Source organism: Staphylococcus coagulans (genome assembly GCF_022557135.1).
GTDB classification, from domain to species: Bacteria; Bacillota; Bacilli; order Staphylococcales; family Staphylococcaceae; genus Staphylococcus; species Staphylococcus coagulans.
Map to the genome: position 1 here is coordinate 1 of NZ_CP092966.1, position 14,023 is coordinate 14,023.

Annotated in this window: 13 protein-coding genes and 1 other annotated feature; of the genes, 5 read left to right on the top strand and 8 right to left on the bottom strand. The window is 38.1% G+C overall.

Going from position 1 to position 14,023, the window contains the following annotated elements; genetic code table 11:
- Positions 1-101 precede the first annotated feature (101 nt).
- The 4 genes from ychF to KM149_RS00020 all read right to left on the bottom strand — a co-directional run bounded on the left by ychF (position 102) and on the right by KM149_RS00020 (position 3,224).
- On the bottom strand, positions 102-1,199 hold the full coding sequence (gene ychF, locus KM149_RS00005) for a redox-regulated ATPase YchF (protein WP_214970810.1): 1,098 nt from the start codon (positions 1,197-1,199) through the stop codon (positions 102-104).
- The gene (locus KM149_RS00010; RefSeq protein WP_016425698.1) at positions 1,199-1,411 is read right to left on the bottom strand and encodes a DUF951 domain-containing protein; all 213 of its coding nucleotides are present in this window, start codon (positions 1,409-1,411) and stop codon (positions 1,199-1,201) included. The genes ychF and KM149_RS00010 overlap by 1 nt, the downstream gene beginning before the upstream one ends.
- Positions 1,412-1,423: 12 nt before the next feature.
- Complete coding sequence (locus KM149_RS00015; RefSeq protein WP_103356089.1) at positions 1,424-2,326, bottom strand: mechanosensitive ion channel family protein; 903 nt, start codon at positions 2,324-2,326, stop codon at positions 1,424-1,426.
- A 67-nt stretch (positions 2,327-2,393) separates the two neighbouring features.
- A complete protein-coding gene (locus KM149_RS00020) occupies positions 2,394-3,224 on the bottom strand; it encodes a ParB/RepB/Spo0J family partition protein (RefSeq protein ID WP_214970797.1) in 831 nt (276 codons plus the stop codon).
- Between the two features lie 180 nt (positions 3,225-3,404).
- Positions 3,405-3,722 (top strand) — a binding site (T-box leader).
- Between the two features lie 65 nt (positions 3,723-3,787).
- On the opposite strand from KM149_RS00020, the gene KM149_RS00025 reads away from it, so the two are divergent.
- From KM149_RS00025 to KM149_RS00045, 5 genes are read left to right on the top strand one after another with little or no spacing between them, the layout of a single operon-like run.
- Positions 3,788-4,909, top strand: coding sequence for a PLP-dependent transferase (locus tag KM149_RS00025; RefSeq protein ID WP_214970794.1), 1,122 nt, complete (start codon positions 3,788-3,790; stop codon positions 4,907-4,909).
- Positions 4,887-6,062: a cystathionine beta-lyase MetC gene (metC, locus tag KM149_RS00030; protein ID WP_214970792.1), complete on the top strand. Its 1,176-nt coding sequence runs from the start codon at positions 4,887-4,889 to the stop codon at positions 6,060-6,062. The genes KM149_RS00025 and metC overlap by 23 nt, the downstream gene beginning before the upstream one ends.
- Positions 6,016-7,857: a bifunctional homocysteine S-methyltransferase/methylenetetrahydrofolate reductase gene (locus tag KM149_RS00035; RefSeq protein ID WP_214970789.1), complete on the top strand. Its 1,842-nt coding sequence runs from the start codon at positions 6,016-6,018 to the stop codon at positions 7,855-7,857. Before metC ends, KM149_RS00035 begins: the two co-directional genes overlap by 47 nt.
- Entirely contained in the window at positions 7,851-10,106 is a 2,256-nt protein-coding gene (gene metE, locus KM149_RS00040; protein ID WP_214970820.1) for a 5-methyltetrahydropteroyltriglutamate--homocysteine S-methyltransferase, read from the top strand. The genes KM149_RS00035 and metE overlap by 7 nt, the downstream gene beginning before the upstream one ends.
- Positions 10,107-10,132: 26 nt before the next feature.
- Positions 10,133-10,879 carry a cyclase family protein gene (locus KM149_RS00045; protein WP_214970786.1) on the top strand — a complete coding sequence of 249 codons (747 nt, stop codon included), beginning with the start codon at positions 10,133-10,135 and terminating at the stop codon, positions 10,877-10,879.
- 68 nt (positions 10,880-10,947) lie between these two features.
- Here KM149_RS00045 and KM149_RS00050 read toward each other — a convergent pair whose 3' ends face one another.
- The 4 genes from KM149_RS00050 to ureE are packed head-to-tail and all read right to left on the bottom strand — an operon-like array spanning position 10,948 to position 13,541.
- Positions 10,948-11,781, bottom strand: a complete 834-nt coding sequence (locus KM149_RS00050; RefSeq protein WP_214970783.1) for an urease accessory protein UreD — start codon at positions 11,779-11,781, stop codon at positions 10,948-10,950.
- Positions 11,781-12,392, bottom strand: coding sequence for an urease accessory protein UreG (gene ureG, locus KM149_RS00055; RefSeq protein WP_165545403.1), 612 nt, complete (start codon positions 12,390-12,392; stop codon positions 11,781-11,783). Before ureG ends, KM149_RS00050 begins: the two co-directional genes overlap by 1 nt.
- Positions 12,393-12,403: 11 nt before the next feature.
- Complete coding sequence (locus KM149_RS00060; RefSeq protein WP_060830470.1) at positions 12,404-13,093, bottom strand: urease accessory protein UreF; 690 nt, start codon at positions 13,091-13,093, stop codon at positions 12,404-12,406.
- Positions 13,086-13,541 carry an urease accessory protein UreE gene (gene ureE, locus KM149_RS00065; RefSeq protein WP_214970780.1) on the bottom strand — a complete coding sequence of 152 codons (456 nt, stop codon included), beginning with the start codon at positions 13,539-13,541 and terminating at the stop codon, positions 13,086-13,088. The genes KM149_RS00060 and ureE overlap by 8 nt, the downstream gene beginning before the upstream one ends.
- Positions 13,542-14,023 lie beyond the last annotated feature (482 nt).

Consider the following 14,023-nt stretch of genomic DNA (forward strand, 5'->3'; position numbering starts at 1 on the left):
TAAATAAAAATGACACAGCGCTTCCATTCGATGAAATATGAAAGGTTGTGTCATTTGTTTTTATTCTATACACATTCGATTTATCTTATTTAAGGACAAACTTATACGTTAAATCTAAAATGGACGACATCGCCATCTTGCATAATATAGTCTTTACCTTCTAAGCGCATTTTACCTGCTTCTTTAGCACCTTGCTCACCATCGTTGGCAACATAGTCCTCGTAACTTGTTACTTCGGCACGAATAAAGCCACGCTCAAAGTCAGTGTGAATAATACCCGCACATTGTGGCGCAGTCATTCCTTCTTTAAATGTCCATGCACGCACTTCTTGTACGCCAGCTGTAAAATAAGTCGCAAGTCCTAATAAATCATATGTTTTACGAATTAAACGGTTTAAGCCAGGTTCTTCGATACCTAATTCTTCCAAGAACATCGCTTTATCTTCATCATCTAAAGTCGCAATTTCTTCTTCGATTTTAGCACTGATGACAATGACTTCTGAATCTTCACTCGCTGCATATTCACGAATGGCTTTTACTTTATCATTTTCAGCGTCATTGACCTCATCTTCACCTACGTTAGCAATATATAACATCGATTTAGATGTTAAAAGTTGTGCTTGGTTGACGTATTTTTGATCTTCTTCATTGAAATCAATACTACGCACAGGTTTACCGTTTTCAAGTGTTTCTTTAATTTGAGATAAAATACGCACTTCATTCACTGCCGTTTTATCCTTTTGTTTCGCCATTTTTTCTAAACGTGGCAGGCGTTTCTCAACAGATTCTAAGTCAGCTAATACTAACTCCATATTGATAACTTCAATATCTTCAATAGGATTCACACGTCCTGCTACGTGTGTCACGTTTTCATCATCAAAAGCGCGTACAACTTGGCAAATCGCGTCGACTTCTCGAATATGAGATAAAAATTTATTACCTAAACCTTCCCCTTTTGACGCTCCTTTTACAATCCCGGCAATATCTGTAAATTCAAAAGTCGTCGGTACTGTTTTCTTAGGATTAACTATTTTTTCTAATTCATTTAATCGTGTATCCGGCACTTCTACGATACCCACGTTAGGATCAATCGTAGCGAAAGGATAGTTTGCAGCAAGTGCACCTGCTTTAGTTATTGCATTAAAAAGTGTTGACTTCCCGACGTTAGGTAAGCCCACGATACCAGCTGTTAAGGCCATTATTCATTCTCCTTCTCATTTGAACTCGCTTTGACGAGTATTTTTTTTAGTTTCTTATTAAAAGTTTGGCGGGGTAGCATAATGCTTCGATGACATTGCTCACATTTGATACGAATATCTGCGCCCATTCGAATAATCTTAAACCGATTTGCACCACAAGCATGTTGCTTCTTCATCTCTACTATATCATTTAATTCGTAATTTGATGACACACATTTTCACCTCTATGATTCCGCGTTTTGTTGATCTTTATAAAGTTGGACAAGGGTCGGCATTGGTGCTTCAATCCCTTCAGCTTGTAAAAATTCTTTGAGCTCTCGTCGAAGAATACGTGAACCTGAAAAACTTTCACCTGGAAGCGTCTCTCCAGCCACACGAATTCTTACTTCATAGCTATTAAAATTATCCACCCCTAAGACTTCTGGTGGCTCAATAAAGATGTCATACTTTTTCGGAATAGACTTTAAGAATATGTTCATTTTCTTTTCAACATCATCAATTTTTTCATTAATCGATACTGGGATATCAATCACTGAGACTCCATTTGTGACTGAAAAGTTGGTGACTTCACTCATCGTACCATTTGGAATAATTGATAGCTCTCCTGTATATGACAGTATGCGTGTAGAACGTAAGCCGATTGCTTTCACTGTCCCCTCTGCAATCGGGGAACCATTATTTTTAATGCTGACATAATCACCCACATCGAATTGATTTTCAAAAATAATAAAGAATCCTGTAATCACATCTTTAACAAGTGTTTGTGCACCGAAACCAATAGCGAGACCGACAACACCCGCTCCGGCTAAAATACTTTCAACACTAATACCAAATTTACTGAGCACTGTTGTCAACGTAATAAACCAAACGAGATATCCGACAGCATTTTGTACTAATGTAATCAATGTCTTGGACCTTTTGACACGACTCGCACGATTCGATTTCGTCATCGCTCGATTATTTACTTTAAAAAATTGTTCGATGACTTTATTTAAAATACGCACGACAACAAAAGCAACAATGACATAAATGGCAATAATAATTAATTTTGTAAGTAAATTCGAGTATGTTTCAGGCTCTAATAATGGCTGAACCATACTTTCTATGACTGCTTTAAATTGATTCATAACGACTCCCTTTCTCTATAAACACTTTCCCGTATTGGCTACACAATTGATTTCAAAGGCACAGATTTTACATTTTCTTCAATTGTTGAATCAATCTCCGATAATCACTTTCTGAATGAAATGTAAATGTAATCTCACCAACATTTTTCTTCGTGGCAATCTCAACTGAAGTCCCATATTGTTCCTGCAATTGCTGCTCGTGTTGACGTATCATGGCAGGCTTTTTAATGGCTTTCTGTTGCGGTTCTTCACGCTTTTTACTTGTTCCTAATAATTCGGCGACCACTTGTTCCAAATAGCGTACACTCCAAGACTCCCGGACGGCTAAATTTGCATATTTTTCCATCTTTTTAACATCTTTAAGTGCTAATAGTGTCCGACCATGACCAGATGAAAGTGTACCTTCACGTATCAAAGTTCTAATCTTAACAGGTAATTTAAGTAGCCTCAACATATTCGCGATATACGGTCGTGATTTTCCTAGTCTTTGCGCCACTTCCTGTTGTGTTAAATGTAATTCTGCCATTAATTGCTGATAACTCTCAGCCTCTTCTAATGCATTTAAATCTTCACGTTGTAAATTTTCAATAATTGCGAGTTCACGCATTTCTGCATCTGAAAACTTTTTAATGACGACAGGTATTTCGGTTAAACCCGCTTCAAGACTTGCACGATACCGTCTTTCCCCGGCCACAATGTAATAACCTTGAATCGCATGGGTTACGATAATTGGTTGTAGAATACCGTGCTGTGTAATGGATTGCGCAAGTTCAGTGAGCTTTTCAGCATCAAAGGTCTTACGGGGTTGGTAAGGGTTCGGTCTCAAATCATGTATCGCTATCATTTCGACATGTTGCGAAGTACGCTTTGATGTTTCATTTTGATGGGTCACGTGCATCACCTGCTCCCACAAATTTTTTTACCATTCTATTTTACTGGTTGCATAGTTGAGACACAAGCCTTTACATTATTTTCAGGATGTGCCAAAATTTTATCTAATCATAATTTTCTGAAAAATATGTTGACATCCTTTTTTGATTCATGTAAAGTGATTTTTACAAAGAAACAGTACAATATTCGAGACACTGTAAAAAGGAAAGTAAAATTTACACTGCAATCACAGAGAGCCTTGTTTCGCTGAGAAAAGGCATTGAAAGCAAATTTGAAAATGGCCTTGGAGTGTTGATGCCAATATGAGGTATCACCGGGTTCGCCCGTTATAGCGATACAGTATTAACATTTTGTTATTATGCGTACTGGAAAATATTAACTATACTCTTCCTTCACTGTATAGATCTAAATCGCGCATAAAGCAATTTAGCGTACTGTGAGAGGTTACTTTAGCGATAAATTAACAAATTAAGGTGGTACCACGAACTTAGCTTTCGTCCTTTTTATTCGATTAAAAATTCGGATATTAGGATGAAAGCTTTTTTATTTTGTTTGAGGAGGTTATCAACGATGAAAGAGACCACATTGGCACAAATTGCACTTACTACAGATCACACCGGCGCGATTGCTAACCCGATTTACCTTTCGACTGCTTATCAACACGCTGGTCTAGGTCATTCAACGGGCTATGATTACACACGCACGAAAAACCCAACACGACAAGCTTTTGAAGACGCCTTTGCCAAAATTGAAGGTGGCATTGCCTCATTTGCGACTTCAAGCGGGATGGCAAGTATCCAACTTGTCTGTAATCTTTTTAAACCTCACGACGAAATACTCGTGTCATTTGATTTGTATGGCGGCACATTTCGCTTATTTGAATTTTACGAAACACAATATGACATTCGCTTTAAATATGTAAATTTTGAAAATGTTGAAGAAGTTAAAGCAGCGATCACACCGCATACGAAAGCATTGTTTATCGAACCCATTTCCAATCCGTTGATGATTGAGATTGACTTGTCGCCTTATTACCAGTTGGCACAACAACATCGTTTATTAACGATTATCGACAATACTTTTCTTACACCTTATTTGTCCACGCCACTAGAAGATGGGGCTGACATCGTCTTACATTCTGCGACGAAGTATATCGGAGGTCATAACGATGTACTAGCAGGTGTCGTCACTGTTAAAGATCCTGTTCTAGCTGAACAATTTACGCAACTACATAATATGATTGGCGCTACCCTAGCACCTATTGATAGTTATTTGTTGCAACGTGGACTGAAGACATTACATTTACGCGTGGAACGTGCACAACAGAATGCGCAACGTCTCGCAGAGCGATGTCAACAATTGGAAGGGATTGCCGAAGTGTTGTACAGCGGGCGAACAGGGATGTTAAGTTTACGCCTTGCGCCTAATTATCAAGTGGCTGCGTTGTTACAACATATCCAAGTTTGCCGTTTTGCAGAAAGTTTAGGTGGAACTGAAACATTTATCACTTTTCCTTATACACAAACCCATGTCGATATGCCAGATGATGAAAAAGATAAACGCGGCATTGATCAACATTTAATACGTTTATCCATTGGTATTGAAGCTTACGAAGATATTGAAAATGATTTAATCCAAGCACTTGAGAAATCTAAGGAGGGTGTTCTTTATGAAGCGCACGAAACAAACTGAATTAATCCATGATACGAACAGAGGCCACAAATATAAAAGCGCCAATATCCCACTTTATTACTCTTCTACTTATCATCAACAAGAGTTAGGTGGCCCTTACGAATATGATTACGCCAGAAGTGGCAATCCTAATCGTGAGCTACTTGAAACAAAATTAGCTCAGTTAGAAAATGGTCATTTTGGATATGCTTTTAACTCTGGTATCGCAGCGATTACAGCTGTTTTCCTAACATTGCAAGCAGGTGATCATGTAATTTTACCTGATGACGTCTATGGTGGGACATTTCGATTAACTGAAAGCATCTTGTCTCGTTTTAATATTTCATTTACTACGGTCAATGCTGAAGATATTAACGAGATTCGTAAAGCGATTCGTCCTTCAACACGATTGATTTATGTTGAAACGCCTTCTAATCCTTTATTTAAAATTACTGATATTAGACAAGTGGCGCAACTTGCTAAAGAATATGGCATTACAGTTGCTGTTGATAATACATTTATGACGCCTCTTGGACAGAATCCTTTAGATCTCGGTGCTGACATTGTCATTCATAGCGCTACGAAGTTTTTAGGTGGACATAGTGATGTTATCGCTGGTGCCGTCATTACCAATGATAAAGCAATTGCCGACGCACTTTATTTAATTCAAAACGGCACAGGTAGTGGTTTATCTGTATACGACAGTTGGACGCTGACCCAGCACATTAAAACGTTGGATGTTCGTTTTCAACAATCAGTTAAAAATGCTAAAGAAGTCTGTCGCTTTTTAGAACAACATCCAGCCATTGCGTACGTCTATTACCCAGGAAATAGCACCGTTCATCTGCAACAAGCCCATAGTGGCGGTGCCGTTCTCGGATTTCGCTTAAAAGATGAGTCCTATGCGCAACAATTTGCTGAAAAACTCACGATTCCACTTGTGTCGTTAAGTTTAGGTGGCGTTGAAACGATTCTTTCTCACCCGAACACCATGTCACATGCGAGCATTCCAGAGGATATTCGTGAAGCACGAGGGATTACATTCGGTTTATTCCGATTAAGTGTCGGGATAGAAAATGTTGAAGAATTAATCGCGGATTTAGATGACGCATTAAAGGAGGGATATGATGAGTCGGTTGTTAAAAGCGCTACAAAACAACGTTCTAGTGGCTGATGGTGCAATGGGAACGATTCTTTACTCTGAAGGCTTAGATACCTGTCCAGAAGCATATAATCTGACGCACCCTGAAAAGGTCGAGCATATTCATCGTTCTTACATCGAAGCTGGTGCAGATGTCATTCAAACGAATACGTATGGTGCCAATTTCGAAAAGTTGCAACCTTTTGGACTCGAACATAAAGTAAAGGCCATTCATCAAGCAGCAGTAGCCATTGCGAAACGGGCTGCCCGTCCTGACACGTTTATTTTAGGTACTGTAGGTGGTTTTAGAGGTGTAAAGCAAGGTGAATTATCCTTGTCAGCCATTCAATACCATACGGAAATTCAAGTCGATACACTTATCGAATCGGGTGTAGATGGTCTGTTGTTTGAAACCTATTATGATTTAACTGAATTAATTAGAGTCATTACTCAAACCCGTCAAAATTACGATATTCCAATCATTGCCCAACTCACAGCTTCCAATACGAATTACTTAAGAGATGGTACTGAAATTAATGACGCGTTACAGCAAATCGTTGCTGCTGGCGCAAATGTTGTCGGCTTGAACTGCCATCATGGGCCACACCATATGAAACACTCGTTTAGTCATATTGCACTACCGGACAAAGCGTATCTCTCCTGTTACCCGAATGCGAGTTTACTCGATTTGGATCAGCATACGTTTAAATATAGTGATAATGCCCAATATTTTGGTGATACGGCGCAACAACTGATCCAAGAAGGTGTCCGCTTAATTGGAGGCTGTTGTGGTACGACACCAGAACATATACGGCACATCAAATCTGCGGTAAAAGGACTTAAACCGATACAAAATAAAAAGGTTATCCCTATTGATAAAAAAAGAGAGACGTTAACCCAAAATCAACATCAACTTAATTTAGCTGATCGGGTTCGGCAAAAACCAACAATCATTGTTGAGCTCGATACGCCTAAACACCTAGATACAACGAAATTTTTTAACAATGTCAAAGCTTTAGATGAAGCGAATATTGATGCAGTCACTTTAGCAGACAACTCCCTTGCGACAGTGCGTATTTCAAATATTGCAGCAGCAAGTTTGATTAAGCAACGATTTGATATTGAACCCCTCGTTCATATTACATGTCGGGATCGTAACCTCATTGGCTTGCAATCCCATCTACTCGGATTGTCGCTTTTAGGCATTCATGAGATTCTTGCGATTACGGGCGACCCTTCTAAAATTGGTCATTTACCTGGTGCGACCAATGTTTACGATGTGAACTCAAAAGGTCTGACTGAACTCGCACTCAAATTTAATAAAGGAATCAATACGGATGGTGATGCGCTGAAAACAACGACACAATTCAACATCGCTGGTGGTTTCGACCCACACGTCAGAAACATTAAAGCCGCTGTACGCAAAATGGAAACGAAAATCGAAAGCGGAATGAGTTACTTTATTACACAACCTGTATTTTCAAAAGAAAAAATTATTGAAATTTATGAAGCAACAAAGCACCTCAATGTCCCTATTTTTATAGGTGTCATGCCGATTACAAGTTACAATAATGCTTTATTTCTACATAATGAGGTGCCTGGTATCAAAATGTCAGAAGAGATACTCGAGCAATTTAAAGCAGTAGCAAGTGACAAAGAAGCAACCTACCAACTTAGCATTTCACTTTGCAAGTCAATCATTGATACAGTTCACACATATTTTAATGGTCTCTATTTAATCACACCTTTTGAACGTGTGGACTATTCACTAGAACTTGCAGCTTATTCAAAATCAATTACACAAACCCATCAGGAGGCGATATTATGACAATTAAAACAACAAACTTAGGATTCCCAAGACTTGGACGTAAACGTGAATGGAAAAAGGCGATTGAAAGCTACTGGAATAAAAAAATCACTAAAGAAGAATTAGATAGCCAATTACAAAATTTACATCGTGAAAACTTATTACTACAAAAGCATTATGGTCTAGATAGTGTGCCTGTCGGTGACTTTTCACTTTATGATCATATCTTAGATACTTCGTTACTCTTTAATATCATTCCTGAACGTTTTCAAGGCCGTGAAGTGAATGACGATCTCCTTTTTGACATTGCTCGTGGGAACAAAGAGAATGTCGCAAGTGCATTAATTAAATGGTTTAACACGAACTATCACTATATCGTACCTGAATGGGACAATGTCTCTCCTAAAGTAGGTAAAAATACATTACTTGAACGCTTTAATTACGCAAAATCGCTACACATTAATGCGCATCCTGTTATTGTCGGACCGATTACTTTCGTCGCACTTTCGAAAGGTGGCAATCAATCGTTCGAAGACAAAGTTCGTACTTTATTACCGCTTTATATCGAAGTTTTTGAATCACTCATTCAAGCTGGCGCAGAGTTGATTCAAGTGGATGAACCTATATTAGTCACTGATAAAAGCACTGAACTTGAAGCGATTACTCAAGAAGCTTATCAAGCATTTGCAGATGCTGAAGTGGCGCAAAAGCTCATTATCCAAACTTATTTCGAACGTGCCAATGTTAAGTTTTTAAGCGATTTACCTGTAAAAGGGATTGGTCTTGATTTCGTACATGATCACGGGCATAACCTTCGACAAATTGAAAATGGCGATCTTGATTCCTCAAAAACTTTATTTGCAGGTGTCATTGATGGACGAAATGTATGGGCTGCAGATGTGGAAGCTAAGAAAGCACTCATCGAAAAATTATCTCAATATTCCGACGACTTGTACATTAACCCATCTTCTTCCCTACTACTCGTTCCTGTATCACTAGACGACGAGACATTAGATGAAACTGTACGCGATGGATTAAGCTTTGCGACTGAAAAATTAGAAGAATTAGCAGCTTTAAAAAATGCAATTAACAATAACCAAACAGAACAATATGATAAATTACATGCGCAATATACACGTTTCCAAAGCCAAGACTTCAAAAACCTTGACTATGATTTTGAAAGCGTCCGTTCTCAACGTGCTTCTGCTTTTTCTGAGCGAAAAGTATTACAACAACGTCGCTTAAACTTACCTGATTTACCAACAACAACAATCGGGTCATTTCCACAATCACCTGAAGTTCGAAAACAGCGTGCAGACTGGAAAAATAAACGTATTACAGATGAAGCTTACGATACATTTTTAAATAATGAGATTAAACGTTGGATTGAAATTCAAGAAGAAATTGGTTTAGACGTTTTTGTACATGGTGAATTTGAACGAAATGACATGGTTGAATTCTTTGGTGAAAAATTACAAGGCTTCCTTGTGACACGTTTCGGATGGGTTCAATCTTATGGCTCTCGTGCCGTTAAACCACCTATCATTTACGGTGATGTAAAATGGACTGCACCATTAACTGTTAAAGAAACGGTTTATGCGCAAAGTTTAACAGACAAACCTGTAAAAGGAATGCTTACTGGTCCAGTAACCATCTTAAACTGGTCATTTGAACGTGTAGATATCCCGCGTGCAACGGTTCAAGATCAAATTGCACTCGCAATTAATGAAGAAGTTTTAGCGTTGGAAAAAGCCGGTATTCAAGTCATTCAAGTGGATGAACCTGCATTGCGCGAAGGCTTACCTTTACGTCAAGAATTCCATGCTGCTTATTTAGAGAAAGCGGTCCATAGTTTCAAACTCGCGACCTCTTCCGTTGCAGATGAGACGCAAATTCATACGCATATGTGTTATTCGCAATTCGGACAGATTATCCATGCGATTCATGACCTAGATGCAGATGTGATTTCAATTGAAACATCAAGAAGTCACGGTGATTTGATTAAAGATTTTGAAGATATTAACTATGATTTAGGTATTGGTTTAGGTGTATACGACATTCATAGCCCTCGTATCCCTACTGAAGAAGAAATTACAACAGCGATTCACCGCGCATTAAAAGAAATCGATCGTTCATTATTCTGGGTAAATCCAGACTGCGGTCTCAAAACACGTAAAGAAGATGAAGTAAAAGCAGCATTAAGCGTACTCGTTAATAGCGCTAAAAAATTACGTCAAGATCATATTGAATCCCCACAAACGTCAGCATAAGGAGTTAATAAAGGAGGTCTGATAGCATGACATATCCACTTTGGGAACAACTCAACGCACTTAAAGAAGCAAAATGGGTCGATTTAACACATACTTTCAATGCAAAGTCCCCACATTTTAGCGCATTTGAAGGTGCACAAGTTGAAACACCCTTTACAGTAGAACAAGATGGCTTTTTCGTTCAACAATGGTCATTTGTCACACAATATGGCACACACATCGACGCACCTATTCATTTTGTTGAAAATCAGCGTTATTTACATGAATTACAATTACAAGAATTGGTTTTAGCACTCATTGTACTCGATTTCTCAGAAGCCGTCGCAAAAGATGCAGATTTCCGTTTAACACGGGCACACATTGCATCATGGGAAGAGACACACGGCAAGATTGAACCGAATACATTTGTCGCTTTTCGAAGTGATTGGTCCAAACGCTGGCCGGATCACACCTCTTTTGAAAATAAAGATGCAAACGGACAGCAACATTTACCGGGTTGGTCATTAGATGCGCTAACTTTCCTAATAGAAGAACGTCATGTCGCTGCCATTGGTCATGAAACATTTGATACCGATGCATCTATCGATATCGCAAAAAATGGAGATATTGTCGGTGAAAGATATGTCCTTGGGCAAGACCGTTACCAGATTGAATTGTTGGCTCACTTAGACCAAGTCCCTAGTCGTGGTGCTGTCATTTATAATATTTGTCCTAAACCAGATGAGGCCCCTGGCTTTCCTGTAAGAAGTTTTGCTATCGTTCCGAATGAATAAAGAGTTTTTACGTTATCATCTCTATTAAAAAACTGTCTCTCAGCTTCAATTTCTGAGAGACAGTTTTTTTAATATTTTCTTAAAAATTGTGCATCTTCTTCATGATAAGTTGTCATGACAAATTGGTGCACAGCATTAATCACTTCTTGTATCGTCCCTGTTGAATGCGCTAAGATACGAAATGTTAGGCCGCTTGTAGGCAATAAAGTGACGCCAACACGACAATCTTCACGCATAAAAGGTCGCACGACTTCTTGAACCGCTTCAACCACTTTTTGATTTACATGCGGGCTCATATAAAAGCAGGCCGCCATGTGTGTAAATCCCTCCATATAACCCATATCCGTCACTTTATTTTTTTGTGTATCTAACTTTAAATGGTCATAAACGACTAACTGATCATCTACATAGATTTCATTTAATAATTGTAAATAATGATAATTAAATGGTTTTCCCTCTTGATCGTAGCCCGGTGTCAAAATATCAGTATAAAACATTGATGCAGTGGAACTCAGATGAAACCGATTATGTTGATAAAATTTTGCATGCGTATATCCAATAATCGGATCACTAATATATTCCATAAATGATTCATCTTCTAAGTGAAACGTTTGATATTGTTCCACCTTATCTTCCAAAGTCTTGAACACAATCGTAGCACCTTGTGTTGTAAGCACGGCATGGGCACGAGGCTCAAAGTGTATCGCAGTACGATACCGATCTCCGTCTACAAAACCGCCACCTAAGTTGATTAAAAACATTGTCGGGTGTGGGCTTCCATTTAAATACGTCGGACGTAATACTTTCAAACCGCCCTGATAATATGTCTTCCCGTTAACGGTACGGGTCCCATCATGTTTAAAGGTAAGGTCGAGTTCACCCGTCCATTTTGAAATGGCCATTACGCTAGCCCTTCAAAGAAGATATCTTTTTTAATCCAATCCATCACTTGGTCTAAACCTTCATCCGTTTTTAAATTTGTAAATGCGAATGGACGATTTTTACGGAATTTTTTAGTATCTTCAGCCATACGTTCTAAAGAAGCTCCTACATAGGGTGCTAAATCTGTTTTATTAATGACAAAATAATCCGATTTAATCATGCCTTGCCCACCTTTACGTGGGATTTTTTCACCTTGTGCCACATCAATAATATAAATCGAAAAATCAACCAGTTCCGGACTAAAAGTCGCTGCTAAATTGTCGCCACCTGATTCAATAAATATAAGTTCAATATCAGAATGTCTTTCCATCAATTCATCGATTGCTGCGAAATTCATAGAAGCATCTTCCCGAATAGCTGTATGCGGACAACCCCCAGTTTCCACACCAATAATACGATCTTCAGGAAGTACGCCTGTATTGACTAGGATTTTTTGGTCCTCTTTTGTATAAATATCATTTGTAATAACGCCAATGCTTTTCTCTAATGCGAGACGTTTAACAATTTTTTCAATAAGTTGGGTTTTACCGGCCCCTACAGGACCCCCTACACCAATTTTTATCGGTTTCATTTCTATTCCTCCTATGAAATAAATATACGTACATCCACATGTTCATGCTCAAGCTGATTCATTTCAATACCCGGTGCTGTAATACCAAAATCTTTTTCATCTAATCGCATTACAGCTTCCCGTGTCCGTGCAATAAAAGGAATCATTTGCGCTACAATTTTCTGCCCTTCTGTTTGTCCAAGTGGTATGGCACGAACCGCATTTTGCGTTAAACTGGAAATATTTTGATAGTAATAATAATCAATAATTTCCTCAATTGGTATCTTTAAATGATGACCCAACAATGTAAAAACAACAGCTGGATGGGTATGAAGCGCATATGCATTCGCACGTTCATAGTACCAATCCAACCATTCATCATCGTAAAGCGTATGCGCAAGTTGAATCATGCGTTTCCCCATTTGTTTCGTTCCATTTCTCGTTTCTCGAGGAATATTTTGCACAAACAACAGTTGATCGAACCGTTCAATGACCTCTGGGGTATTCGATTCAATCGCTTCATAAACCAAACGCATCGCCAAGCCATCTGTATACGTGAGTTGTTCTGTTAAAAACACTTCCAACCATTTCCGAAAAGTCATGCCATCATAAATAGCCCCACGTTGAATATAAGTTTCTAGCCCAAAAGAATGGCTAAAAGCGCCTGTTGGAAATTGTGAATCACAAAATTGGAACAACTTCAATTTCGCTAAGTTAGTCATGTGAATGTCCTGTATGTTTAAAGGCCTGATTGACTTTACGATCTTCTCGTTGATACGGAATACCTTGTTCTTTCAATAAATCTTCTACGAGGTAATCATACTGGACAAGCATCTCATTCTCATCCGTAAACTGAGCCGGTAAATGGCGATTTCCTAATTGATGCGCAATTTCTCCCATTTCTTTAATTGTACGTGGACGGATTGCTATAATATCTTCTGAATTGACATCGATAATAATCATATTTTGATCATCACGATATAAAATATCACCATACTGAAGATCAATTGGCTGACTTAAACGAATGCCAATTTCAGTGCCATGATCTGAAGTTACCCTTTGAATTCGTTTCACAAGGTCTGAGTTTTCTAAATAAACCTTCTCAATGTGTATATTTTTTTCATCTTGAGAAAGTTGTGCAATGTTACCTTGAATTTCTTCTACTATCATCAATTTCATCTCCTAACATTATCTTCACATTCATTGTTTTTGTACAAAAACAAAACTTTAATTAAGAATTAATAACAAAACACTAATAATTGCGCGCAATAGCTATTAAAACGCATGATTATGCTCGCCAAAAATGAGTAAGATTGCACAAGATGTGAGTCATCCCCCACCCAGTCTCGCTGTCTCATATTTATTCTTTTATCCGCGCTTTCATGAGGTGAAATATGAAAAATTTCACTCTCATAGGTCTACAACCTTTTAATCATAGAAACTATTCATTTTTCTACTATCCTTACTTTACCATATTTCAAATGTCTGACGTTACTCATCCATCATGAAACCGTCACTTTAAATTAAAATTATTATAGGATAGCAATATAAACATGCATAGTTAAACAATTATTGCTTGATTTCATATTAAAAAATACGATTCAAACTTTCATCCTTGCTATTAATTTTTATTAATGGTATATTTTTTATAC